The following is a 22576-nucleotide window of genomic DNA, read 5'->3' as shown; positions in this document are numbered from 1 at the left end:
TGCGGAAATCTGCGAAGGGACCGGGCACAGTGCCAATAATCTAGCGTCTTTCCACGGTCCCCAAAAAACAAACGCGCCCTTTGGAGAGGGCGCGTCAGATATCATCGAAGCCGAACCCGAATCAGGCGGCTTCGGCCTCTTCGGCGGCATGGCGACGTTCGCTTTCCTCACGCGACAGCGCGACCGAGGTGCGTACACCCTTGCCCACGAATTCCATCAAGCCCTTCACGACCCGCTCGTTCGGATCGATCCCGGCACAAGACAACACTTCGCGGCCATCACGGGACCGCGCCCAGCGAGCGATCTGCTCGGGGCCGTTGCCATACTTCTTGTCGTCGGCAATCGCATCATCCAGCGCCGCAAGAACCACCGCCGCGAACAGTTTACGCGACCTCTGGCCTTGCTCGTAGTTGAATGCGGTGCCGTCCACGAAATCGCGCATCTCAGTTTCCGTTCTTATTGCTCTTGCGTTTTCCGGCGTCCTGCTGTCTATGGCAAAACGCCGTCGATTCGGTATTCCCCTTTTCGAATAACTGCCATGCTTATAGCGCATAGCTTCGCGAGGGGCACACTTTATCTAGTTGGCTTGCCACAAACCTGCCCGGCATATATAGGTGCCGCCCAATTCCTTTCAACCTTCCGATAAGGTTCGGTCCGATGCCCAAGATCAACGGCAATGAAATCCGCCCTGGCAACGTGCTGGAGCATGACGGGGGCCTCTGGGCCGCCGTGAAAGTCAACCACGTCAAGCCCGGCAAGGGCGGCGCCTTTGCCCAGGTGGAACTGAAGAACCTGCGCGATGGTCGCAAGCTGAACGAGCGCTTCCGGTCGGAAGACAAGGTGGAGCGCGTGCGGCTCGACCAGAAGGACCAGCAGTTCCTCTATGAAAACGACGGCATGCTCGTCTTCATGGACAACGAAACCTTCGAACAGATCGAACTGCCCGCAGACCTGCTCGGCGACCGCCGCCCCTTCCTGCAGGACGGAATGGTCGCGACGATTGAGTATTACGGCGAAGAGGCGCTGTCGATGCAGCTGCCGCAGAAAGTGGTCTGCAAGGTCGTGGAGACCGAGCCCGTTGTGAAGGGCCAGACGGCCGCCAACAGCTACAAACCCGCGATCCTCGACAATGGCGTGCGCATCATGGTGCCGCCCTTCATCGGCCAGGACGAAGACATCATCGTCCATACCGAATTCATGGAATATTCCGAGCGCGCGTGACGCGCTTCGGCAGATCAGACCGGGCCGCCCTTCGGGGCGGCTTTGTCATTTCAGGCGCAGTGTCGCGTCACCGGCCTTCATCACACTGCCCGCCCGGTCGAAACGCAGGTACGCGATGGCCAACCCGCCGGACTGGGTGAATACCTGCCCCGCCTGTTTTCCGTCGGCGGTGATCTCGGTTCCGACCGGGGCTGGCCCGTCCATCTCGACGATGGTAAACCCCTTCCGAAGCTCGGTCTTATGCTTCATCCGCGCGGTCACTTCCTGCCCGACATAGCAGCCCTTGCGGAAATCGACCCCGTTCAGACGCTCAAAACCCGCTTCGAGGATATAGCTTTCATCCGGGATCAGCTCGACCCCGGTCTCGGGGATGCAATGTGCTACACGGATCGCGTCCCAGTCGATCTCCGGCGGCGTACCGGGCGTCTCGCTGTAAAGCCGCCAGCCTAGGTCTGGGTGGCGGGGGTCGGCAAAGCCACCATCGGGCACCGGACCCAGTCCCCGCGTGACGTGTAGTTCGGTCGCGGAAATGCTAACGTCCGCACGCAGGCGGTACATTCCCAGCCGCCGCATCAGGCCCTCGGCGAGATCGGCGTGGACATCAATCAGGATACGCGCGCCATCGGGCGCGAGAAAGAAGTCAGCCAGATACTTGCCCTGCGCGGTCAGCAGGGCAGCATAGACCAACCCCGATGACAGCCGCCGCACATCGTTGGTGACAAGGCCCTGCAAGAAACTTTCCCGTTCCGCGCCGGAAATGGCGATTACCCTGCGGTCCGGCGCGTTTTCCCCGATCATCCCGGTGACTCCCCTAGCTGGCACGTTCATTCGGAAAACTGCAGGCGGCAGAGGCTGGCATAAAGCCCGTTCCCAGCAACCAGCGTCGCATGCGTTCCTTCCTCGACCACGCGACCGCGATCCATCACGACGATCTTGTCGGCATCACGCACGGTTGCAAGGCGGTGCGCGATCACCAGCGTCGTGCGCCCCTTGCTCAGCCGTTCCAGTGCTTCCTGCACCAAGGCCTCCGAGGCCGCGTCCAGGGCCGAGGTCGCCTCGTCCAGAAGCAGGATTGGGGCATCCCGTAATAGCGCGCGCGCAATCGACACCCGTTGCCGCTGACCGCCTGACAGAGCCGAACCGCGTGGTCCTGCATGTGTATCGAGCCCCTGCGGCAAGGCTGCGACAAAATCGCTGACATGCGCCGCGCCAAGTGCTGTCTCCAGTGCCCGCTCGCTGACATCAGTGCGGCCGAGAAGCACATTCTCACGGATCGTTTCGTCAAACAGCGTGGCCTCCTGAGTGACGACCGAAAAGAGGTCACGAAGCGCGCCGAGGTCAAGGTCGTCTATCGCATCCCCGCCGACGGTTATCCGACCCGATGACGGATCGACCATCCGGGTAAGAAGGTTGAAAACCGTCGATTTGCCGGCTCCTGAGGGCCCCACGAGCGCCGTGGTCTTCCCTGACTCTGCGACAAAGCTCAAGCCGTTCAAAACTTGATGGTCGCCGTATGACAGGTACACATCGTCAAGACGGATGCCGGTGCGGGCCGGATCGGACGGTCGTGCTGCGACCGCGCGCCTGATAGCCGGCTCTGTATCAAACAGCTTGTAAAGCCGCGTGAGGCTGGCCGCAGCGACCTGCCATGTGCCCGCCATGTCGCCCAAGCGTCTGACCGGCTGGAACGCGAGCGCCATCGCGGAGAAGAACGAAATGAACTCTCCGAGGCTGCGTTCGCCCGAGGTGATTTCGCGACCTGCCAACAAGAGGACGCCGAAGAATCCAAGGCCCGTCACCACGTCAATAAGGGCCGGAATCATTGCACGGCTTGCGGCGGTCTTGACTTCGGCCCGGACAATACGGCCGACGATCTCGCGGAACCGACCGACCTGATAGGTCTCCATCCGGTTCAGCTTGACCGCCGCAATGCCATGGAAAATCTCGTCCAGCCGCGTTGCGCGCTGCGCGGCCTGCGTCCGCACATGGTCTGTCTTGCGCCGGATGTAGCGTTGCACCGCCAGCGTCGGCAGAATCAGAAGCGGCGCGCCGACGAGTGTCGTGGCGGTCCAGACGGGATCGATCGCGATCGCTACGCCAAAGAGAGAAACAAGCGCCACCAGATCACGCCCGACACCCGTGATCAGAACAGACCAGACGCTTTGCACCGCCGTTGTGTCGCCCTGCACCCTTTCAATCAGGGCTCCGGGCGGATTGACCTGAAAGAATGGGCCATCGAGTGTCAGGACATGGGCCAGCAGATCGACCTGCATGGCCGTCGATGTTTTTTGAGCGATCCGCGTCAGCAGGGACCGATTGATGATCAGCGTTGTCGCGCGGATCAGAAAGAGGGCGAAAATGAACCCGCCGACGAGCCAGATCAGATCGCCTTCCCCGCCGACGAAAACCCTGTCGAAAAGCGGCTTCAACGACCATGAAAGCGCGGCAAGCGTCGACCCTTCCAGCACCATGAAGAGAAACGCGAGCGCCATAATCCATTTGTGACGGGACAGGTAGCCTCGCCAAAGACGCATAAACAGACGGCGCGACGTATATGCATTCGGGGTGGCGGCTTTGGGCGTGCTGATAGTCACAGGCTGAACGTGCCTTCGTCTGGGCAGCGGCGCGACGCCGCTGCAGGTCCGGGCGATCTAGCCCGAAAGCACGGCGGCTGGCAAGGCAAGGGCTTATCCCGGTCCACCCCGCGCAGCCGCAAGCGCCTCGGGAAGGGCTTTGGCAAACCGAGCCATATCCGCGGCCCCGCTGCAACTGACGCGAATGCACCGGTCATGTGGCGCGACAAAGGGCATTCGGACAAAGATATCGCGCGCCGTCAGCTCGGCCAGAACAGCCCGGGCGAAATTGCCATCATGTCCGCAATCCATGGTCACGAAGTTCGTGGCCGAGGGCAGCGGCGTCAGGCCATTCTCGGTCGCGATGCGGCCCAGTTCCGCCCGCGCAGTTTCGACCCGTGCCCGGATCTCGGCCAACCAGGCCTGATCTGCCAAGGCCGCGCGGGCGCCTGCCTGGCTGATCCGACACATGCCGAAATGGTTGCGTATCTTGTTGAAGGCGGTGATCAGCGCAGTCGCTCCGATCGCGTATCCCACCCGCGCGCCCGCCATGCCGTAACCCTTGGAGAAGGTGCGCATGCGGATCACGCGCGGGTCATCGGTCGTGATCGTCGGCGAGATATCATAGGGCGCAAGCTCAATGTAGGCTTCGTCAAGGATGAGCAGCGTGCCGTCCGGCACCGCCTCGATCATTCGTTGGATGGCCTCAGCCCCGTGCCATGAGCCCATCGGATTGTCAGGATTGGCCAGATAGATCAGTTTCGCGCCGCTACGCGTAGCAGCCTCGATCAGCGCCTCGGGGTCTTCGTGGTTGCCACTATAAGGAACTTTGATCAGAGTGCCGCCAAACCCCGCGACGTGGAAATTGAACGTCGGATAGGCCCCGTCCGACGTTACGACCGTATCGCCGGGACCGACCAGCATCCGCACCAGATAACCGAGCAATCCGTCGATCCCCTCGCCGACGATGATGTTCGCCGGGGCAACCCCATGATGGACGGCGAGCGCCGCCTTCAGATCATGGTTTTCCGGGTCGCCATACATCCAGACGTCGCGCGCAGCCGATGCCATGGCCTCGATCACCTTCGGGGAGGGGCCGAACGTGTTTTCGTTCGCGCCAAGCCGCGCCGCGAACGGGCGGCCCCTTGCGCGTTCCTGCGTCTCGGGGCCGACGAACGGAACCGTCGCCGGAAGACCCGCGACAAGCGGGGTGTAGCGCGGGCCGGTCATGGGCGTTCGATGGCGATAGCGGTGCCCTCTCCACCGCCAATACAAATCGCGGCAATCCCGCGTTTCAGGCCACGCTTTTCCAGTGCATTCAGCAGCGTAACAATAATCCGGGCACCGGACGCGCCGATCGGGTGGCCCAGCGCGCAGGCGCCGCCATTGACGTTGACAATGTCATGCGGAAGACCCATTTCATGCATGAACGCCATGGGAACGACGGCGAAGGCCTCGTTCACTTCCCACACATCCACGTCCTTCGGGGTCCAGCCAAGCCTGGCGAGCAACTTCTTCGCTGCAGGAACCGGTGCGGTCGGAAACTCGGCAGGTGCGTGGGCATGCGAGGCATGGCCGAGGATACGGGCGCGGACCTTCAGTCCCGCCGCGTCCGCTGCTTCTCGCGACGCAAGTACCAGCGCCGCCGCCCCGTCTGAGATGGACGAGGAATTGGCTGCCGTGACCGTGCCATCCTTGCGGAAAGCCGGTTTCAGGGTCGGGATCTTCTCGGGCCGGGCGGTCGCGGGTTGTTCATCTGCATCGACGATGGCCTCTCCCGTGCGGGTCGTCACTGTGACGGGCGCGATTTCGCCTGCGAATGCTCCTGCCTTCTGCGCATCGAGCGCGCGGGACAAGGAGGCGAGCGCATAGTCGTCCTGCGCCGTTCGTGTGAACTGAAAGGCCGAGGCGCAATCCTCGGCAAAGGTACCCATGAGGCGACCCTTGTCATAGGCGTCCTCGAGCCCGTCGAGGAACATGTGGTCGATGACCTGACCGTGGCCCAGACGGGCGCCGCCACGCATCTTCGGCAAGAGATACGGAGCGTTCGTCATGCTCTCCATTCCACCTGCAACCATGATGCCGGTCTGCCCAAGCGCGATCTGATCATACGCGATCATCGCCGCCTTCATGCCCGAGCCGCACATCTTGTTGAGCGTCGTAGCAGGCACAGAATCGTCCAGGCCAGCATTGAACCCGGCCTGACGCGCCGGGGCCTGCCCCTGTCCTGCGGGTAGGACGCAGCCCATCAAGAGTTCCTCGATCTGCGCCGGGTTGGCACCGGCATCAACCAAAGCTGCCGCGATTGCCGCACCACCGAGTTCAGATGCCGTCAGAGTGGTGAAAGCCCCCTGAAATCCGCCCATGGCGGTGCGCGCGGCACCGGCGATTACGACATCTTGCATGGCAGTCCTTTCCAATCTCGGTATCCGCCACCGGCATACCGAATAGTAACGATTGCCGTCTAGCCTTCCGATGAGTTGAAGGAGGAACAGGACGTGGATTTGACCTCAGACCCCGTCGATGGCGCCCTGGTCGTGCGCGTGAATGAAGACCGTATCGACGCCGCTGTTGCCATTCAGTTCAAGGACCGGATGCGTGAGCTGACCGCAGACCGGACGGGAACAGTGATCCTCGATCTCGGCCGGGTGGATTTCGTGGATAGCTCCGGGCTGGGTGCCATCGTATCCGTCATGAAGTTTCTCGCCCCGACCCGCAAGCTGGAGCTGGCCGCCCTGACGGCGAATGTCGGCAAGGTTTTTCGCCTGACCCGCATGGATAGCGTCTTTGCAATTCACGAAAACGCACCGGCTCAGGAAATCGGGAATGCTCAATGACCTTTCAGGCGGGATGGATGCAACCTTGAAGCCCGGTGCGGCTGCCATCGGTAACAGTGCAGGATGCCGGTTCAACTGCATCTTCCGCGCAGAGCCAGAAGCGGTGAGAACGGCCCTTCGCAGTGCCGTTGCCCGTTTTGCCCGCCAGATCAGTTCAACCGATTCCGGTACGCTGGAACTGACCCTCGCCGAAGCCCTGAATAACATCGTCGAACATAGTTACGCGGATCAGCCCCCCGGTCTGATCGACCTCAGTCTTACTCCTGTAGCCGGTGCGCTTGCCTGCCGGATAGAGGATTTCGGTCGGCCAATGCCGGGTTGCACCGCACCCGACCGTGGCCTTCCTCTGGTTACACCGGATGTTACCCAACTCCCTGAAGGCGGGTGGGGTTGGGCCTTGATCCGAGACTTGTCGACCGATTTGGAATATGAGCGGAAAGGCAACCGGAATGTGCTGACATTTCGCATCCCGATCGGGGACGGGGGCGATACCGGATAGTTGACACCCCGCGCGAAACCGGTGGCACCGCCCCCATCGCGATAACCAGCCTGCCGCGACGTGTTGCAGATACCTGTCACCGCCGTCTGATACAGCGCTGCCATGGAGGCGCGGGTCACGCACAAAACGCACTCACATGGTTTTCCTTACGATTCGAACGGGAAACTTGCACTGTCGTGAAATGCTCAACACTGAAGTTGTCGCGCGATTCCGGCCCGATTCTGGTTGAACAGGATTGATCCGGTAGTTTCCCGGCAAACCGTACCAAACAAGAGTTTTGGATTAATAATTATATAATTCAATATCTTATGGTGTGTATTACCTTCAGAAACCACCAAGCGTGACCAATCTTTTATCGCCGCAAATATGCCGCAATGCCTCCCCAACTCGGCCGGAAAGTATGGGGAGTATGCCCCTGTAGCTGCTTAAGGCTTCCCTCGGCGCCGCGTTCAACAGCCCCCACCCATTGCGCGGCGTCGAGGTCTTTCCTTCCCCCTACAAGAATCCTAGCCTGCCCCCGATTGCGGAGGTGCGGATGCGCGATTTTCAACTTCCTGGACGGTCCCCCGTCATGGCCACGAATGCGCTATGCGCGACGTCACATCCGTTGGCCGCGAAAGTCGCACTCGATATCCTTCAGGCAGGCGGTAACGCAGTTGATGCCGCCATAGCTGGGGCGGTGCTTCTTGGCATTGCCGAACCACAAAGCTGCGGCATAGGTGGCGATTGCTTCGTTCTGGTCAAACCTGCCGGCACTGACCGTGTCCATGCTCTGAATGGGTCCGGCCGGTCGCCAACCGGCCTGACGGCCGACAGGCTCAGGTCGGAGGGTTTGACGCAAATCGGCACCGAGAGTGTGCATTCCGTTACGGTCCCCGGTGCCATCGATGCCTTTTGCCGGTTATCGGAGGAATGGGGACGTCTTGGGTTGGCCGATCTTCTCGCCCCCGCCATCCGCTACGCCGAAGAAGGTATTCCCGTCGCCCCACGCGTCGCCTTCGACTGGGCTGCAGAGGGCTCGCGTCTGGCCGGTGCCGCCCAAGGGTTCTACCTGAAAAACGGTCTTCCCCTGCGCACGGGTGACATCTTTCGCGCGCCGGGACAGGCCGAGGTTCTGAGACGTATCGCGAAGGCAGGACGTGCGGCGTTCTACGAAGGTGAGGTGGCCGATGACATGGTTGCCGCACTTCAGGCGCTCGGCGGCGCCCACCGGCATGAGGATTTTGCCGCGACCTCCTCGGTCTGGTCCGATCCGATCACCGGCCACTACCGGGGCCATGAATTGATCGAGCACGCGCCGAACGGACAGGGGGCAACGGCGATCTTGATGCTCAACATCCTGTCGCGGTTCGATCTGTCGGCTCTCGATCCAAACGGCGCTCATCGGGCGCATCTTGAGGCCGAGGCAGCCAAGCTAGCCTATGATGCGCGCGACCGATTTATTGCCGATCCGGGTTTTGTCACGCGGCTTGACCATATGCTGTCGGATGATACGGCCGCTCGTCTTGCGCGATTGATCGATCCTGATCGCGCCATGGATACTCCGCCAAAAGCGGCCGAGGCCGTCCACCGCGACACGGTCTATCTGACGGTCGTCGACCGCGACCGGATGGCCGTGTCGCTCATATATTCGACATACTGGAGTTTCGGGGCAGGCATTTCTTCGCCGAAATTCGGCATTCTCTTTCACAACCGGGGAGCGGATTTTAGCCTCAAAGCGGGGCACCCAAACGAGGTTGGTCTGGGCAAGAGACCACTGCACACGATCATTCCGGCAATGCTGGCGCGTGAGGGTAGGGTGATCATGCCCTTCGGCGTAATGGGGGGCGCCTACCAGCCGACCGGCCATGCCCGTGTTGTGTGCAACCTTCTCGACCACGGGATGGATCTGCAGGAAACACTGGATGCGCCGCGAAGCTTTGCAACGGAAGGGGTATTGCGGCTGGAACGCGGCTATTCCGACACGACCCTACGAGAACTTGAAACCAAGGGGCATCGGGTCGCAATTCGGGACAAACCGCTCGGCGGCGGTCAGGCGATCATGATTGACGCAGAACGCGGGATTCTGATCGGCGCCTCTGACCCGCGCAAGGACGGATGTGCGCTCGGCTACTAATGTCTCAGTTCAGGTTGAAGTGCAGCGGATAGCGACCGTCTTCGAAATCGCCGAAAAGATCGTGCAGATCGGGATGACCAACCGGTTCACCGGAATAGTCCGCGACCAGGTTCTGTTCCGAGACATAGGCGACGTAGTAGCTTTCGTCGTTCTCGGCCAGAAGATGGTAGAAGGGCTGTTCCTTCGCGGGCCTGCTGTCCTCCGGGATCGCGGCATACCACTCGTCGGTATTGGAGAACATCGCGTCAACGTCAAAGACAACACCACGGAACGGGTGCTTGCGATGCCGCACCACTTGTCCCAGATGATATTTTGCACATGTCTTCAACATAACACACTCGCCCCCGTCCATAAATTAACGCGTCCTGTGGAAAAGGTCCATGTTCTGCACAGCGAATCACGGAAACAGTCTGTGGACGCTGGGGGCACAGTGATTCTGCTCGGCGCTTTGTGATTTCCATCGCCGCCGAATATCCGTAAACTCAAGCAAAACAAGATCGAGCGAGGCGGTATGAGCAGATTTCTCCGGATGGGAGTCCTATTGCTGTTGGTATCCTGCGGCGGAGGAGAGAATTCCGCGCCCCGCAATCTGGACAACGCCTGTTCCATTCTCGACCAGCGCCCGCGATATCTTTCGGCGATGCAAAAAGCCGAGCGGCGCTGGGGCGTGCCGGTTCACGTGCAGATGGCCACGATCTATCAGGAAAGCAAATTCATCGGTAACGCCAAGACGCCGCACAAATTTGCTCTCGGCGTTATCCCGATGGGGCGGCAAAGCTCGGCCTATGGATACAGCCAGGCGCTTGACGGAACCTGGGAGGACTATCAGCGCGCAACACGCAGCCACAGCGCCCGGCGCAACAAGATCACCGATGCGACCGATTTCATGGGCTGGTACATGGATCAGTCCGAACAGAAGCTCGGCATTTCCAAATGGGACGCCACCAGCCAGTATCTGGCCTATCATGAAGGCCAGACCGGTTATGCAAGGGGCAGCCACATGCAGAAGGCCTGGCTCTTGCGCGTTGCGGCCGAGGTCGGGCAGCGGGCCGAGACGTATCAGCGCCAGCTCATCGCCTGCGGAAAGCTCTGACCGCTGCGGCCCCCGACCTGACGTCAACGGGGACGCGAACCTTGCGGTTCACGTCCTTGCCGTTTCGGTTCCAATCCCGGGCCTGGTCCTCTTGTCAATTGCGGCGCGGTTTGTTCCGCTGGATTTCGGAATTGATGGAGAACAGCGACGACGGGTAACTTTCGCCGGTTTTCATGGCGCCAAGTTTCACCGTCGTCTGGCTTCCGGTCTCGTCGGTTACGATCCACTGCCGCAGAGCCACGGGATTGGATGAGAAAGCCATCTGGATCGTGCCGAGTTCGGGGTGTTCCGGGTCCTGCGCGGTAACGATCGTCAGGCCGTTCGCCTCGCCATGCCCCACCACCATCTTCGCCCGCGCCAGATCGACGCGCCGTTCAAGGATCAGGTTCAGTGGCGTTTTCTTCAGCGGATACTGTTCCGGCGGCTGGTTTGACTTGGAGTCGAAAATGGCCACTTGCCCCCCGGAAGCCAGAACCAGCGTCCGTTCGGGTGGACCGTATTCGAACCGCATCCGGCCGGGGCGGTAGATGATCAGGCGGCCCGCAGCAGTCGAGCCATCCGAATTGATTTGCTGGAAGTCGGTTTCGGCCGTCTTCAAGCCATTGAAATAGGCCGAAATCGCGCTGAGCGGGAGTTTTTCGGCAAGGGCCGGGCTGACACTCAGGACAAGCGCCAGCGGGGCGAGGATATGGCGAAGCTGTTTCATCATGCTGCCTATCTAGGGCCTTGCCGCTTGTTATTCCATAACGCCGAAACGCTGTCGTATACCGATGCGCATGAGTTCGCTGGATGCAGGGTTCGGGACTGCTGTTTCCCGTTCTAAAGCACCTGTCCCCGCAAGAGTTTCGGTGGTTTTCCCGCTATCCCGGCGGCCTGCCGGATAAAGGCGCGGCGCAGGCCCGGCATGGCACCGACAACCCCCATTCCGATGTCCCGCGCTGCCCGCAGAACCGGGTTGTCGTTTGAAAAGAGCCGGTTCACGCCGTCCATGCCCAAGGCCAGCGTGGTTGAATCGAAGCGTCGCCATGTCTGGTATCGGTCCAATACATCGGACGCACCGATATCCTCGCCGCGTCTGTGGGCGTCGACCAGAACTTCCGCCAATGCTCCGACATCGCGGAAGCCGAGATTCAAGCCCTGCCCTGCGATCGGATGCACCCCATGCGCCGCGTCCCCGACAAGAGCAACGCGGTCAGCCGTATAGGAATTGGCGAGGGTCAAGTTCAGCGGATAGGTGAACCGCCCGCCCGCCAGTTCCACCTTGCCGAGGAAATCGCCGAACCGGGGGCGCAGCACTTCCAGAAATTCTTCATCACCCAGCGCGGCAATCGCCTGCGCCGTCGCTTCGGTCTCGCTCCAGACGATGGAGGAACGGCTGCCCTTGAGCGGCAGGATCGCCAGCGGTCCGGAAGGCATGAAGAACTGATGGGCGATTCCGTTATGCGGACGGTCATGCGCGACGGCGCAGACCAGCGCGGTCTGGCCATAGCCCCAGCCGGTTCGCGTGATCCCGGCCCGCTCTGCGGAGCCCGAACTTCGTCCGTCGCAGCCCAGAAGAACGCGACCCTTTAGGGTCCGCGCGTCTGACAAGGTTACGCTGATGCCCGCCGCTCCCGCTTCCTGAGCCACGACGGTGGTCGCGGACAGGTGGGTCAGGTTCGGTTCGGCCTCCATCGCGGCCAGAAAGGCCGCATAAAGGTGCCGGTCCTCGACCATGAAGCCCATCGGGCTGTCCTCGATCTCTCCCGCCTCAAAGTGCAGGAAGAACGGGGCCGGGCCTTCCCCCGGCCGCCCATCCGTCGTCTTGATTTCCATCATCGGCTGGGCATCGCCCGCAACGCGGTTCCAGACACCGATCGCGGTCAGGAGCCGTTTCGACGCAATCGCAAGCGCATAGGCCCGCCCGTCGAAATTCGCATTGGCCCGGGCGCGGGCCGGCTGGGCGTCGATCACAGTGACGGAGAGCCCCGCCTGCGCCAGGGCGAGGCCCAAGGCAGGACCGTTCAGCCCGCCGCCGGTGATGATGATGTCCGTGTCATAGGTCATGGCCCAACTATCCCCGGGGCTGCACGATTGTCCATGCGTGATGGAGTCGCTGCGGCGGGCAATGCCCAACTGCAGGCTGATGGGCCTATACCGTCAGGCGTCAAGCTGGCGCGCCTCGCTGACCAGCATGATCGGAATACCGCCCCGGATCGGAAACGCGAGCCGGGCGGGTTTAGAGATCAGTTCCTGCGCCTCGACGTCATAGCTGAGGGGCGATTGTGTCAGGGGGCACACCAATGCTTCCAGCATCCGCCGGTCGAACCTGTTTTCATCATTCATTGCACGATCTCCTCGCCACCGCCCCGCAGAGCGTATTCCATCAACGTGACCAAGGTCTCCCTGCGGTCTCTGAGCGAGGGGGCTTCAAGCAGCGCCTGCTTGTCCTCTGGTTCAAACGGGCAGAGCATCGCGAGCGAGTTGATCAGAAGCTCATCCTCTGCCTCCTTCAGACTGTCCCAGTCAGTCGAAAGCTGCTCGGCCTCAAAGTATCGCCTGAGAAGCGCCACGAAGGACGGGCGGGCAAAACCCGGATCGTGCTCGCTCGGCCCCTGATCGCGGTTGAACTCGTCCCACTCGACCTCGCCCGACAGAAACGGCGCGAAGCCTGAAATCTCGCGCTTCAGCCGATAGCGGGAGATGCCGGTCAGGGTGATCATGTAGCGGCCGTCGTCGGTCTCGGAAAAGGCCGTCACCCGACCGGCGCAGCCAATCGCGGCAAGGCGGGGCTGACCTTGCGGGCCGGGCCGCGGTTGGATCATGCCGATGAGCCGGTGCTGGGTCTTCAGCACCTCGTCCAACATCGCAAGATAGCGGGGCTCGAAGATCTGCAAGGGAAGGCGAGCACGCGGCAGGAGAAGTGCCCCCGGAAGGGGGAAAAGCGGGATCTTATCCGGCAGGTCGCCGTGCAGCTTCATGGCCCGATCCTAACGGGTCACGGGCGTCACGCAAAGATCATAGACGAGAGCTTGCGCCGCCCTTTGAGGACAATGGGATCGGTGGGTTTCAGGGCCTCGAAAATGGTGAAGAGCTGGGCCTTCGCCGCACCGTCGTTCCATTCGCGGTCGCGGCGAAACAGTTCCAGCAATTCCTCGACCGCACCTTCAACCTTGCCCGCCGCATGCAGCGCCTGCGCGAGGTCGAACCGGGCCTGATGGTCATCGGGATGCGACAGGACGCGATCCAGAAGTTCGGCCACCGGCCCCGCATTCGCCGCCTGTTTCAGAAGCGCAAGCTGGGCGCGCCCAGCTTCCACTTCCGCAGATTGAGAAATAGCAGCGGGGGCCGAGTTGATCAGCCCCTCGGCCTGTTCCTCGTTGCCCATCGCCAGATGCGCCCGGATCAGACCGCCATAGGCGGCGGCATTCTCCGGCTCCTCGCCTAGGATGGCGGCGAAGGTTTCTGCAGCGTCGACCGCGGCACCCTCGGCCAGCATCGCCTCGGCCGCCTCCAGCGCCTCACCCAGACCGCCATCGCCCGCCAGACCGGCAAGCTTGTCGACAAAAGCCTTGATCTCAGACCCGGCGACAGCGCCCTGAAAGCCGTCGACGGGCTTGCCCTGCCAGAAGGCGTAGACGGTCGGGATCGACTGGATGCGCAACTGCGCCGCGATCATCTGGTTTTCATCCACATTGACCTTGGCCATGCGGACCTTGCCCTTGGCCGCTGTCACAGCCGCTTCCAACGCGGGACCAAGCGTCTTGCAGGGGCCGCACCACGGCGCCCAGAAATCCACGATGACGGGCACTTCGGCGCTCGCCTCGATCACCTCTTTCATAAATTCCGCCTCGGTAACGTCGCGGATCAGATCGCCCGCCGGTGCGGTATTCTGCTTCTGGCCGAATTCGAGCATGTCTGCCCCCGTTATTCCGTGTCGCCCCCTATATGAGCGCGTGACGTCAAAAGGCCAAGGGGGCGTGCACTCAGGTCTTGTCGAAAAACGGCGTTACCTGCGCCACGATCACCGAGTTTTCGGCTAAGGCACGGTCCATCAGTTCGCGTTCGTCATCTTCGATCTCATGGCCCTGTGCGATGCGTTCGTCGGCCGTGCCGTATCCGGTGACGTCGAGAGGCGCCATGTCGGCCTGCTTCAGAATCGCCACCGTCTCGCGCACAGCTTCATCCTCATCGACACCGCTGGCATAGATCATCAGCGCCGCCCCGGTCGCGCCCTTGGGCAGCCCGTCGCCGGACTTGCGGCCAACCTCAACGACAAGCGTAAAAACCTGCTGCGGGCGCTTGGATTTGGCCTGTTTGTCGGTATCAGTCACGCAATAACTCGTTGATCGAGGTCTTGGCGCGGGTTTTCGCATCGACCTTCTTCACGATTACCGCGCAGTAAAGGTTGATCCCACCCTTCGACGGCATGGAGCCCGCGACGACGACCGACCCGGCCGGCACTTCGCCGTACATCACGTCCCCGGTCTCGCGGTCGACGATCTTGGTCGACTGGCCAATGAAGACGCCCATGCCGAGGACCGAACCCTCGCGCACGATGCAGCCCTCGACCACTTCCGACCGCGCGCCGATGAAGCAGTTGTCCTCGATGATCGTCGGACCCGCCTGCATCGGTTCCAGCACACCGCCGATGCCGACACCGCCTGACAGGTGCACGTTCTTGCCGATCTGGGCGCAGGAGCCGACCGTGGCCCAGCCATCGACCATGGTCCCTTCATCGACATAGGCGCCGATATTGACGAAGGAGGGCATCAGCACCACGCCCTTGCCGATGAAGGCGGAGCGGCGGACGATCGACCCCGGCACGGCGCGGAAGCCCGCCGCGCGCCACTGGTTCTCACCCCAGCCCTGCCATTTGGAGGGCACCTTGTCCCACCAGTTCGACCCACCGTTCGAGCCGGAAATCTCATGCATGTCGGTCAGACGGAACGATAGCAGAACTGCCTTCTTGGCCCATTGGTTCACATGCCAGTTGCCGTCCGCCTGACGCTCGGCCACGCGAAGCTTGCCGCTGTCGAGCGCGGTCAGGGTATCCTTGATCGCCTCGCGGGTTTCGCCCTTGGTGGCGGGCGTGATCGTGTCGCGCGCCTCCCAGGCGGCTTCGATGGCGGTCTCAAGTGCGGCATTGGACATGGCGTTTCCCCCGGATTCTGGCGTCGCGTGACGATGCCCTATAGGACGTGGGTGACGCATAGGCAATGCGACCATGCGCGTCACAGTTGCGCCATCCTGATCAGCCATGCTGGCAAGCCAAGGACAAACCGTCTAGGTCTGGACCAAACAGGACCCGAGAGGACGCGCATGAAAGACGACGGTCGCAACCATCCGTTCCGCGACAGCCAGCAGGATGTCGCGGCAGCCCACCGTATCCCCGACACAGCCCAGACCCGTGCACCGGCCTACCGGCTGGCCTTCACCGACAGCGATTTCATGTGCCGGGAAGAACTGCGCCCCGTCCGGCTGCAGCTGGAGCTTCTGAAGCCGCAGATGATCCTCGATGAGCGTGGGATCGAGTCGACCATCGTGATGTTCGGCGGCGCGCGCATTCCCGAGCCTGCCAAAAAGGACACGGCGCGGACAAAGACGCTCGCCGAGCTGTCATCCTTCTACGATGAAGCGCGCAAGTTCGCCCGGCTGATGACCGAACGCAGCATGGAAAGCTACGGGCGCGAGGATGTGATCGTCACCGGAGGCGGGCCTGGCGTCATGGAGGCGGGCAACCGGGGGGCGTCGGATGCCGGCGGCAGCTCCATCGGGCTGAATATCGTGCTGCCGCATGAGCAGGCGCCGAACGAATATGTGACGCCCGATCTCTGCTTCAACTTCCACTATTTCGCGATCCGCAAGATGCATTTCCTGATGCGAGCCAAGGCGGTATGCATCTTTCCGGGCGGGTTTGGCACGCTTGACGAGATGTTCGAGAGCCTGACCCTGATCCAGACCGGTCGCATGCGTCGCGTGCCGTTCCTGCTTTTCGGCCGATCATTCTGGGAAAAGATCATCAATTGGGAGGTGCTGGCCGAGGCGGGCACGATTTCGGCCGAGGATCTTAATCTTTTCCAGTATGTCGAAACCGCCGAGGAGGCGGTGAAGATCATCGGCGACTGGGATCACGGCTGTTGATCTGGGGCAGGATTTTTCTTCAAGAAAAATCCGACGACTTTTGAAATTTCGTCGGCCTGTCATCAACTCGGCATGGTGATTTCAATCATCGCCGGTCCGGCTATCGCTTGCAGGTCCCGCAAAGCGCCGACGACTTCCCCGGGCTTCATGGCCACCCTTCGGAACGGCATACCACAGGCGCGGGCGATGTGCTCGAAATCCGGCGGTGTCGGGTGACAACCCACGACCTCGATACCGGCAGCCTCCATCGAACTGGCGATTTCGCCATAGGCGTGGTTGTTCCAGATGAGGAACCGGATCGGCAGGTTTTCATCCACCGCTGTCATCAGTTCCGGCAGGGTGAACTGCGCCCCGCCATCGCCGCAGAGACACAGGACGTGGGCATCGGGGCAGGCGAAACACGCGCCGATCGCTGCGGGTATGGAAAAGCCGAGCGCGCCGTAGCCGGTTGCGGCGTTGAACCAGCCGGCGGGTCGGTCATGATCATAGTAAAGGTTCCCCGCATAGATGACTTGCGTTGAATCCCCGACCATGATCGCCCCGGGAACGGCATCGCGAAGCGCTTCGAGTAGTTCCAGTTGGGCGGTCATCGCAGGGTCGAGTTCGGCGCGGGCGGCCTTGCGCGTCGCCTCCGCCCGGGTCGCCCCGTTTTTGCAAGCCTCAGCAGCGGGTAGCAGCGAAAGCAACGCGTCCAGAAGCGGTCCAGATCTGCCGCAAAGTGGCAGATCGACCGGGTGTCGCGCCATCTGTTCGGTGTCTATCTCGATCCGGATAAGCTGTTTGGGCCAAGGCGCCCCGCCCCGGCCGTACATGTCGTAGTCAGTCGGGCCGAATTCGGTGCCTACCGCCAGAACAACGTCCGCCTGCTCGATCAGACGCCGGACGGCTTCAAGACTGGGGCTTGCGGGAACCGAAAGCGGATCACCGTGCATGAGACCGCGCGCATTCACAGTCTGAACGACCGGCGCGTCGATCCGGTTGGCCAGCGCCCTGAGCGCCGTGTCGCCAAACCGTGCGCCGCCACCGGCAAGGATCAGCGGGGCGGTCGCATCGGCGAGCATCGCGGCGGCGCGGGCAATGTCAGCGGCCCGGGGAAAATCGGACGCCTTCTCTGGCGAGGGTGCAACCGGCGACGCGTCAAGCGGCATCACGTCCAGCGGCACTTCAATCTGGCGCGGCCCGGGGCGTTCGGACGAGAAGCCGCTCCATACACGGTCGAGGACCGGCGCGAGGTCTGCTGCCGTAGTCACCCGCTCGGCCGACAATGCCACCAGCGAAGCAACGCCAAGCTGATCGGGCATTTCGTGAAGATGGCCCAGACCTTTGCCAAGCGTGTCGCGCCGGTTCACGCCGGAGATGACGAGCATCGGAATGCTGTCGGCCCGGGCCTGCGCCATCGGCGTGATCGTGTTCATGAGCCCCGGCCCGGTGATGACGAACGCCACGCCCGGGCGGCCGCTGACCCGTGCATACCCATCTGCCATGAACCCCGCCCCCTGTTCATGGCGCGGCGTCACATGGCGGATGCCCGATCCGGCAAGCCCGCGGTAAAGCTCGACCGTATGCACGCCCGGAATGCCAAAGACGGTATCGACACCCTGAGCTTCCAGCGCCTTGACGAGCGCTTCTCCGACGGTCGTCATGCCGATTTCCTTCCCTTGTGCGCCGCGTGATCGACGATCCTCTCCACCGCTCTTGCGAATGTTTCGTCATCGACCGTGAGCGCGAGCCGCACCCAGCCGGAAAGCGTCGGACCAAAGGCGGTGCCGGGCATCACTGCGACACCTGCGTCGAGCAGACTGTAGGCATAGTCGTTGTCGTTCATCCCGGTTGCACCGATCTCGATCAACGCGAACATGCCTGCCTCGGGCCGGTGCACCCGCAGGCCGGTCATCCGTCCGAGTTGGTCGGCGAGGTAATCTGCCCGCCGTGCGAAGCGAGCGCGCATTCCCTTTGCGGTTTCAGACGGCGCAGAAATGGCTTGCACGGTCATATCGGCGATGAAGGGCTGGTTGCCGAAGAGCATGGTCTCGGAGAGCGGCAAAAGCCGGTTACAGAACGCCTCGGATCCGATGCACCAGCCCGAGCGGAAGCCCGGTGCGGCATGGGATTTTGAGATAGACGAGACGACGACCGTCCGGTCTGCCAGATCGGCCTGATCGAAGGGCGAGAGAAAAGTGGCGCCGTCAAAAATCAGCTCCTCGTAGACCTCGTCCGAGACGATCCAGAGATCATGGGCCTTTGCGAGTTCACCAATCGCGGCAATATCTTCGGCGCGCAGTACCGCGCCGGTCGGATTGTGCGGGGTGTTGAGAAGGATCACACGGGACCGGTCGGTGATGCGGGCGGCGATGTCGTCGACCGCGATACGAAAGCCATTCGCGGCGCGGAGCGGCACCGGCACGGCGGTGGCACCGCTGGCAGCAATGACGCCTTCATAGGTCGCGTACATCGGGTCGCCCACCAGCACTTCGGTGCCCAGCCCGGCAAGCCCCATCATGACGGCATAAAGCGCGGTCTGCGTGCCCGGGAAGCACAGAACCTGATCAGGCGTCACTTTCCGTCCGGACCGCTCAGAATAGCGTTGCGAAAGCGCCTCGCGCAGTGTGTCTTCGCCGCGTCCGTTGGAGTACTCCGTCCGTCCGGCCCGCATCGCTGCTGTGGCCGCCTCGATCAGATCGGTGGGGGTTGAAACATCGGGATTGCCGATCGTGAGGTCGATTATGTCATGCCCGGCGGATCGGCGGGCGCGGGCATGGAAATGCACCTCCCACTTCGCGCCACCGAGATCTGCCAGACGGTCAAGCACCGGGGAAAAGTTCATGTCGCCTCACAATCCAGAGTTAAGCCGAGGATCGCGCTGACAGAGGTCATCCCGATCTGCTCCAGTTCGCCCGGGGCAAACGCCTCGGGCAGCGCGCCGCCCTCCAGCCAGAGACCATCGAGCACCGCGTTACAGGCAATGGCGAGGCGCCGGGCCTCTTCCTTGCTGACGGGCCGTCCGGATTCGGCACAGGCCGCAACGATCAGCGATTCCAGCAGGTCGCGAAAGCGCAGGTAGTTCCGTTCGTGCGTCGCCCGCATGGCCGGGTCGCGCCGGATCATGTGGATGAAGGCCGCCCAGAGCGAGAGTGTGCGCGGATCAGAGACGGGCGGCGTCAGCGAAACCGTGATGATCCGGGCAAGACGCGCCATTGCGGTGCCATCTGCGGGCAAGGACGCCCGCGTGGCGGTTAGCTGCGCCTCCATATGCGCCTGATAGGCCGCGTTGATCAGCTCTTCCTTCGTCGAAAAGTAGTGCCGGATCATGCCTTGCGAAAGCCCTGCCGCATCGGCGATGGCCCGCACTGTCGCCGCCTGCGGACCATCCTCGGCCATGAGGTCAAGCGCCGCACCGATCAACGCAGCCCGCCGTGTTTCTGGGTCGTCACGTGTGAAACTGCGGCGTGGCGCGGACATGGGTGCTCCGAGAAATTATACAATCGTATGATTAGCGGTTTAGCGATTCCGACGCAAGTGGAACATCACGCGATCCGTGCCATTTGTTGGGTCCGTCGAAACGGGGTGTTCGGGCTAACGACCCATCTTGGCGAAAGCCCGGTCATAGGCTGCCAAAAGATGCGGCACCGAATGCGCCCAACTTAGGTTCGCCTCGATCCGTTCGCGCCCGATCCGGCCCATGCGGTCGCGGGCCTCGGGGTCGTCCATCAGCGCTGCGATTTTCTCCGCGAAGTCCTGCGGGTCGTTGGGTTTCGCGTATAGCGATGCCTCGGCGGCCGAGGCGCGGCCTTCTTTCAGCTCGAACTGCACGATAGGTTTGCCGAGCGTCATGTATTCCATGATCTTGTTCATGGTCGACAGGTCGTTCATCGGCGTCACCCGGTCGGGGTTCACGCAGATATCGGCGGTGTTGAGCATGTCGAGAAGCAGATCATCCGGCGCGCGGCCAGTGAAGGTAAAGTAGCTTTCCAGCCCCTTTGCCCGGACGTCCGCCTGCACCTCTTCCAGCGCGGGGCCGCCGCCGACGATGCCGAAATGCACATCGGTGCGCCCCATCGGGCCGGTCAGGTGTTGCGCGGTCTCAACCAGCAGGTCCAGCCCCTCCTGCTGGCCGATCACACCGACATAGCCGATGAGGAACTTCGCACCCTTTTTCAGTTCCGACTTTGGCGGCCGGACCTCAAGCTTTTCGATCTTCGGGCCCGAACGGACGACGAAAACATCCTCTGCCGCCATGCCGCCGCGACGACGGGCAATCTCGGCGTAGCTTTCATTGGTGGCGATGGAGACGAGCGCCGTCTTGAAGGTCAGCCATTCGAAAAAGACCATCGCCCGCCAGAGGATGCCGCGCCTGCCGAACTTCACCTCGTAAAGCTCGGGGCAGATGTCATGGTGGTCGAACAGGTAGCGGACCCCGAAAAGCCGCATCACCCAGGCGACGAGGAAGATCAGGTCGGGCGGGTTGCAGCCGTGCAGGATGTCAACGCCCCGCTCGCGCTTTGCCTTCAGGGCAAGGCGCAATTCGTTCCACAGGGCCGAGCCGTATTCGCGCAGGTAACCTGCAGCCGAATTACCCTCAGGCGGCAGCTTGTGGCGGTAGACATGGACGCCGTCGAGGAATTCGTATTCCGCCTCAAACCCCTTGCCGGTGGGCGAGATGACCGAGACGGTATAGCCAGCCGCAGCCAGCGTTGTCGCCTCGGCCCAGACCCGGCGGTCGAAGGGGACGGGCAGGTTTTCGACAACGATGAGAACGCGGCGGCCCGCGCCCCTACCAGTTGATGCCACGATACCGCTCCCCCAGTTCCGGCCCAAGGCCCGCGATGCGGGCGAGGTCGAGCACCTTCTGGTCGGGGCGCAGCTTTGCCCCGATGAACTTGAACTCGGGCGCCGGGTTGCCGACGATCACCAGATCGCCGTGGCCGAGCACGGTGTCGAGGTCATCCGACAGGATCTCCGCAATATGCGGGATGGCCCCTTCGATATAGGCGCGGTTGGCACCCAGAAGCCGCGACAGATGCACGTTGCGGTCATAGATCTTAAGGTTGAAGCCCTTGCCGATCAGCCGTTCCACCAGTGTCACCAAGGGGCTTTCGCGCAGATCGTCGGTACCCGCCTTGAAGCTGATCCCCATGAACGAGATGTTGCGCAGCCCGTAATCCGCGACCATCCCGATCGCGCGTTCCACCTGTTCGGCATTCGTCGCCAGAACCGAATTGAGCAAGGGCAGATCGAGGTCCAGATCGCGGCCCTTGAACGTCAGCGCCCGCACATCCTTGGGCAGGCACGACCCGCCAAAGGCAAAGCCCGGCTTCATGTAATAGGGCGAGATATTCAGCTTGGTGTCCTGGCAGAAGATGTCCATCACATCCCAGCTGTCGACGCCCACGGCCTGCGCGATGTTCCCGATCTCATTCGCGAACGACACCTTGACCGCGTGCCAGGCATTGTCGGCGTATTTCACCATCTCGCCGATTTCGAGTTTGGTCGCGATCTTCGGCCCCGGCAGGTCGGCGTAAAGCGACAGGACCGCGTCGGTCACGGCGGGATCGTCCGACCCGACGACCGTCTTCGGCGGGTTGTCGTAATCGTAGACAGCGGTCGATTCGCGCAGGAATTCGGGGTTGTTCGCGACCTTAAGGTGCTTTGCCCCCGCGCCCGCCGCCCGCGTCAGCGCCGGGACCACCACACCCCGCATCGTGCCGGGAAGGATGGTGGAGCGGATCACGACAAGGTGGTCGCGGCCCTTGGCCCCCACCGCCGCGCCGATTTCTTCGCAGACCCGCTCCACCGCGCCGGTTTCCAAGGAACCGTTCTTGCGGGACGGCGTACCAACGCAGACAAGGCTCAGATCGGCGAATTCAACTGCGTCTGCGGCCGAGGTAGTGGCGCGCAGCGCGCCAGATTTCACCGCCTCGGAAACCAGTTCACCGACATTCTTCTCAATAATCGGCGGATGGCCGCCATTGACCAGATCGACCTTGGTTTGCTGGGGATCCACACCGACGACATGATGGCCATCCCGCGCCAAACACGCGGCCGAGACGATGCCCACGTAACCAAGTCCAAATACCGCAATCTTCACAAAGGGCCCCGCGTTCGCTTCGGCTGCAT

The 22576-nt window shown here is 62.2% G+C and carries 24 protein-coding genes; 6 read left to right on the top strand and 18 right to left on the bottom strand.

Annotated elements, in window-relative coordinates; all coding sequences use genetic code 11:
• Positions 1 to 121: 121 nt before the first annotated feature.
• The gene (locus QKW60_RS20065) at positions 122 to 442 is read right to left on the bottom strand and encodes a DUF6280 family protein (RefSeq protein WP_263741044.1); all 321 of its coding nucleotides are present in this window, start codon (positions 440 to 442) and stop codon (positions 122 to 124) included.
• Positions 443 to 657: 215 nt separating this feature from the next.
• Here QKW60_RS20065 and efp point away from each other — a divergent pair, with 215 nt between their 5' ends.
• Positions 658 to 1221, top strand: a complete 564-nt coding sequence (gene efp / locus QKW60_RS20060) for an elongation factor P (protein WP_263741043.1) — start codon at positions 658 to 660, stop codon at positions 1219 to 1221.
• 45 nt (positions 1222 to 1266) lie between these two features.
• On the opposite strand, the gene ygfZ is transcribed toward efp, so the two are convergent.
• From ygfZ to QKW60_RS20040, 4 genes are all read right to left on the bottom strand, one after another.
• Positions 1267 to 2019 (bottom strand): CAF17-like 4Fe-4S cluster assembly/insertion protein YgfZ, encoded by a 753-nt coding sequence (gene ygfZ / locus QKW60_RS20055; protein ID WP_282371381.1) that lies wholly within the window; start codon positions 2017 to 2019, stop codon positions 1267 to 1269.
• Positions 2020 to 2045: 26 nt separating this feature from the next.
• Positions 2046 to 3755 (bottom strand): ABC transporter ATP-binding protein, encoded by a 1710-nt coding sequence (locus QKW60_RS20050; protein WP_282371380.1) that lies wholly within the window; start codon positions 3753 to 3755, stop codon positions 2046 to 2048.
• A 153-nt stretch (positions 3756 to 3908) separates the two neighbouring features.
• The gene (locus tag QKW60_RS20045; RefSeq protein WP_282371378.1) at positions 3909 to 5024 is read right to left on the bottom strand and encodes a pyridoxal phosphate-dependent aminotransferase; all 1116 of its coding nucleotides are present in this window, start codon (positions 5022 to 5024) and stop codon (positions 3909 to 3911) included.
• The gene (locus QKW60_RS20040) at positions 5021 to 6199 is read right to left on the bottom strand and encodes a thiolase family protein (RefSeq protein ID WP_282371376.1); all 1179 of its coding nucleotides are present in this window, start codon (positions 6197 to 6199) and stop codon (positions 5021 to 5023) included. The genes QKW60_RS20045 and QKW60_RS20040 overlap by 4 nt, the downstream gene beginning before the upstream one ends.
• A gap of 93 nt (positions 6200 to 6292) precedes the next feature.
• On the opposite strand from QKW60_RS20040, the gene QKW60_RS20035 reads away from it, so the two are divergent.
• The 3 genes from QKW60_RS20035 (at position 6293) to ggt (ending at position 9246) form a co-directional block, all read left to right on the top strand.
• Entirely contained in the window at positions 6293 to 6631 is a 339-nt protein-coding gene (locus QKW60_RS20035) for an STAS domain-containing protein (protein ID WP_282371375.1), read from the top strand.
• On the top strand, positions 6621 to 7130 hold the full coding sequence (locus tag QKW60_RS20030) for an ATP-binding protein (RefSeq protein ID WP_282371373.1): 510 nt from the start codon (positions 6621 to 6623) through the stop codon (positions 7128 to 7130). The genes QKW60_RS20035 and QKW60_RS20030 overlap by 11 nt, the downstream gene beginning before the upstream one ends.
• A 535-nt stretch (positions 7131 to 7665) precedes the next feature.
• Positions 7666 to 9246 carry a gamma-glutamyltransferase gene (gene ggt, locus QKW60_RS20025; RefSeq protein WP_282371372.1) on the top strand — a complete coding sequence of 527 codons (1581 nt, stop codon included), beginning with the start codon at positions 7666 to 7668 and terminating at the stop codon, positions 9244 to 9246.
• A 4-nt stretch (positions 9247 to 9250) separates the two neighbouring features.
• Here ggt and hspQ read toward each other — a convergent pair whose 3' ends face one another.
• Positions 9251 to 9577, bottom strand: a complete 327-nt coding sequence (gene hspQ / locus QKW60_RS20020) for a heat shock protein HspQ (protein WP_263741037.1) — start codon at positions 9575 to 9577, stop codon at positions 9251 to 9253.
• Positions 9578 to 9757: 180 nt separating this feature from the next.
• Between hspQ and QKW60_RS20015 the strand changes: the two genes are divergently transcribed.
• A complete protein-coding gene (locus tag QKW60_RS20015) occupies positions 9758 to 10339 on the top strand; it encodes a transglycosylase SLT domain-containing protein (RefSeq protein ID WP_282371370.1) in 582 nt (193 codons plus the stop codon).
• A 94-nt stretch (positions 10340 to 10433) separates the two neighbouring features.
• Here QKW60_RS20015 and QKW60_RS20010 read toward each other — a convergent pair whose 3' ends face one another.
• The 7 genes from QKW60_RS20010 to dapD form a co-directional block, all read right to left on the bottom strand.
• Entirely contained in the window at positions 10434 to 11045 is a 612-nt protein-coding gene (locus tag QKW60_RS20010; protein WP_282371368.1) for a LolA family protein, read from the bottom strand.
• 113 nt (positions 11046 to 11158) lie between these two features.
• Complete coding sequence (locus QKW60_RS20005) at positions 11159 to 12385, bottom strand: FAD-dependent monooxygenase (RefSeq protein WP_282371366.1); 1227 nt, start codon at positions 12383 to 12385, stop codon at positions 11159 to 11161.
• A gap of 93 nt (positions 12386 to 12478) precedes the next feature.
• The gene (locus QKW60_RS20000; protein WP_282371364.1) at positions 12479 to 12664 is read right to left on the bottom strand and encodes a Trm112 family protein; all 186 of its coding nucleotides are present in this window, start codon (positions 12662 to 12664) and stop codon (positions 12479 to 12481) included.
• Positions 12661 to 13299, bottom strand: a complete 639-nt coding sequence (locus QKW60_RS19995; RefSeq protein ID WP_282371362.1) for an LON peptidase substrate-binding domain-containing protein — start codon at positions 13297 to 13299, stop codon at positions 12661 to 12663. The genes QKW60_RS20000 and QKW60_RS19995 overlap by 4 nt, the downstream gene beginning before the upstream one ends.
• A gap of 26 nt (positions 13300 to 13325) precedes the next feature.
• Positions 13326 to 14234 carry a thioredoxin gene (trxA, locus tag QKW60_RS19990; RefSeq protein WP_282371361.1) on the bottom strand — a complete coding sequence of 303 codons (909 nt, stop codon included), beginning with the start codon at positions 14232 to 14234 and terminating at the stop codon, positions 13326 to 13328.
• 70 nt (positions 14235 to 14304) lie between these two features.
• The gene (locus QKW60_RS19985; RefSeq protein ID WP_282371360.1) at positions 14305 to 14652 is read right to left on the bottom strand and encodes a hypothetical protein; all 348 of its coding nucleotides are present in this window, start codon (positions 14650 to 14652) and stop codon (positions 14305 to 14307) included.
• Entirely contained in the window at positions 14645 to 15472 is an 828-nt protein-coding gene (dapD, locus tag QKW60_RS19980) for a 2,3,4,5-tetrahydropyridine-2,6-dicarboxylate N-succinyltransferase (protein ID WP_282371359.1), read from the bottom strand. Before dapD ends, QKW60_RS19985 begins: the two co-directional genes overlap by 8 nt.
• Before the next feature lie 168 nt (positions 15473 to 15640).
• Here dapD and QKW60_RS19975 point away from each other — a divergent pair, with 168 nt between their 5' ends.
• Positions 15641 to 16462: an LOG family protein gene (locus QKW60_RS19975; protein ID WP_282371357.1), complete on the top strand. Its 822-nt coding sequence runs from the start codon at positions 15641 to 15643 to the stop codon at positions 16460 to 16462.
• Between the two features lie 62 nt (positions 16463 to 16524).
• Here the strand turns inward: QKW60_RS19975 and QKW60_RS19970 are convergent, their stop codons facing one another.
• From QKW60_RS19970 to QKW60_RS19950, 5 genes are all read right to left on the bottom strand, one after another.
• Complete coding sequence (locus QKW60_RS19970; protein WP_282371355.1) at positions 16525 to 18105, bottom strand: 5-guanidino-2-oxopentanoate decarboxylase; 1581 nt, start codon at positions 18103 to 18105, stop codon at positions 16525 to 16527.
• Positions 18102 to 19286 (bottom strand): pyridoxal phosphate-dependent aminotransferase, encoded by a 1185-nt coding sequence (locus QKW60_RS19965; RefSeq protein ID WP_282371353.1) that lies wholly within the window; start codon positions 19284 to 19286, stop codon positions 18102 to 18104. The genes QKW60_RS19970 and QKW60_RS19965 overlap by 4 nt, the downstream gene beginning before the upstream one ends.
• Complete coding sequence (locus tag QKW60_RS19960; RefSeq protein WP_282371351.1) at positions 19283 to 19921, bottom strand: TetR/AcrR family transcriptional regulator; 639 nt, start codon at positions 19919 to 19921, stop codon at positions 19283 to 19285. The genes QKW60_RS19965 and QKW60_RS19960 overlap by 4 nt, the downstream gene beginning before the upstream one ends.
• Positions 19922 to 20035: 114 nt before the next feature.
• Positions 20036 to 21250, bottom strand: coding sequence for a glycosyltransferase family 4 protein (locus tag QKW60_RS19955; RefSeq protein WP_282371349.1), 1215 nt, complete (start codon positions 21248 to 21250; stop codon positions 20036 to 20038).
• Entirely contained in the window at positions 21234 to 22547 is a 1314-nt protein-coding gene (locus QKW60_RS19950; RefSeq protein ID WP_282371348.1) for a nucleotide sugar dehydrogenase, read from the bottom strand. Before QKW60_RS19950 ends, QKW60_RS19955 begins: the two co-directional genes overlap by 17 nt.
• Positions 22548 to 22576 lie beyond the last annotated feature (29 nt).

Source organism: Albidovulum aestuarii (assembly GCF_029961185.1).
GTDB classification, from domain to species: Bacteria; Pseudomonadota; Alphaproteobacteria; order Rhodobacterales; family Rhodobacteraceae; genus Albidovulum; species Albidovulum aestuarii.
This window is presented reverse-complemented; position numbering and strand designations above follow the sequence as displayed.

What these genes read in the sequence shown, in the direction of transcription:
- ygfZ (WP_282371381.1), bottom strand. Translation starts at nt 2,019, where the DNA reads ATGATCGGGGAAAACGCGCCGGACCGCAGGGTAATCGCCATTTCCGGC.
- QKW60_RS20005 (WP_282371366.1), bottom strand. Translation starts at nt 12,385, where the DNA reads ATGACCTATGACACGGACATCATCATCACCGGCGGCGGGCTGAACGGT.
- QKW60_RS20010 (WP_282371368.1), bottom strand. Translation starts at nt 11,045, where the DNA reads ATGAAACAGCTTCGCCATATCCTCGCCCCGCTGGCGCTTGTCCTGAGT.
- ggt (WP_282371372.1), top strand. Translation starts at nt 7,666, where the DNA reads ATGCGCGATTTTCAACTTCCTGGACGGTCCCCCGTCATGGCCACGAAT.
- efp (WP_263741043.1), top strand. Translation starts at nt 658, where the DNA reads ATGCCCAAGATCAACGGCAATGAAATCCGCCCTGGCAACGTGCTGGAG.
- dapD (WP_282371359.1), bottom strand. Translation starts at nt 15,472, where the DNA reads ATGTCCAATGCCGCACTTGAGACCGCCATCGAAGCCGCCTGGGAGGCG.
- QKW60_RS19965 (WP_282371353.1), bottom strand. Translation starts at nt 19,286, where the DNA reads ATGAACTTTTCCCCGGTGCTTGACCGTCTGGCAGATCTCGGTGGCGCG.
- QKW60_RS20000 (WP_282371364.1), bottom strand. Translation starts at nt 12,664, where the DNA reads ATGAATGATGAAAACAGGTTCGACCGGCGGATGCTGGAAGCATTGGTG.
- QKW60_RS20015 (WP_282371370.1), top strand. Translation starts at nt 9,758, where the DNA reads ATGAGCAGATTTCTCCGGATGGGAGTCCTATTGCTGTTGGTATCCTGC.
- QKW60_RS19970 (WP_282371355.1), bottom strand. Translation starts at nt 18,105, where the DNA reads ATGACGACCGTCGGAGAAGCGCTCGTCAAGGCGCTGGAAGCTCAGGGT.
- hspQ (WP_263741037.1), bottom strand. Translation starts at nt 9,577, where the DNA reads ATGTTGAAGACATGTGCAAAATATCATCTGGGACAAGTGGTGCGGCAT.
- QKW60_RS20030 (WP_282371373.1), top strand. Translation starts at nt 6,621, where the DNA reads ATGCTCAATGACCTTTCAGGCGGGATGGATGCAACCTTGAAGCCCGGT.
- QKW60_RS20040 (WP_282371376.1), bottom strand. Translation starts at nt 6,199, where the DNA reads ATGCAAGATGTCGTAATCGCCGGTGCCGCGCGCACCGCCATGGGCGGA.
- QKW60_RS19960 (WP_282371351.1), bottom strand. Translation starts at nt 19,921, where the DNA reads ATGTCCGCGCCACGCCGCAGTTTCACACGTGACGACCCAGAAACACGG.
- QKW60_RS20065 (WP_263741044.1), bottom strand. Translation starts at nt 442, where the DNA reads ATGCGCGATTTCGTGGACGGCACCGCATTCAACTACGAGCAAGGCCAG.
- QKW60_RS20050 (WP_282371380.1), bottom strand. Translation starts at nt 3,755, where the DNA reads ATGCGTCTTTGGCGAGGCTACCTGTCCCGTCACAAATGGATTATGGCG.
- QKW60_RS20045 (WP_282371378.1), bottom strand. Translation starts at nt 5,024, where the DNA reads ATGACCGGCCCGCGCTACACCCCGCTTGTCGCGGGTCTTCCGGCGACG.
- trxA (WP_282371361.1), bottom strand. Translation starts at nt 14,234, where the DNA reads ATGCTCGAATTCGGCCAGAAGCAGAATACCGCACCGGCGGGCGATCTG.
- QKW60_RS19975 (WP_282371357.1), top strand. Translation starts at nt 15,641, where the DNA reads ATGAAAGACGACGGTCGCAACCATCCGTTCCGCGACAGCCAGCAGGAT.
- QKW60_RS19995 (WP_282371362.1), bottom strand. Translation starts at nt 13,299, where the DNA reads ATGAAGCTGCACGGCGACCTGCCGGATAAGATCCCGCTTTTCCCCCTT.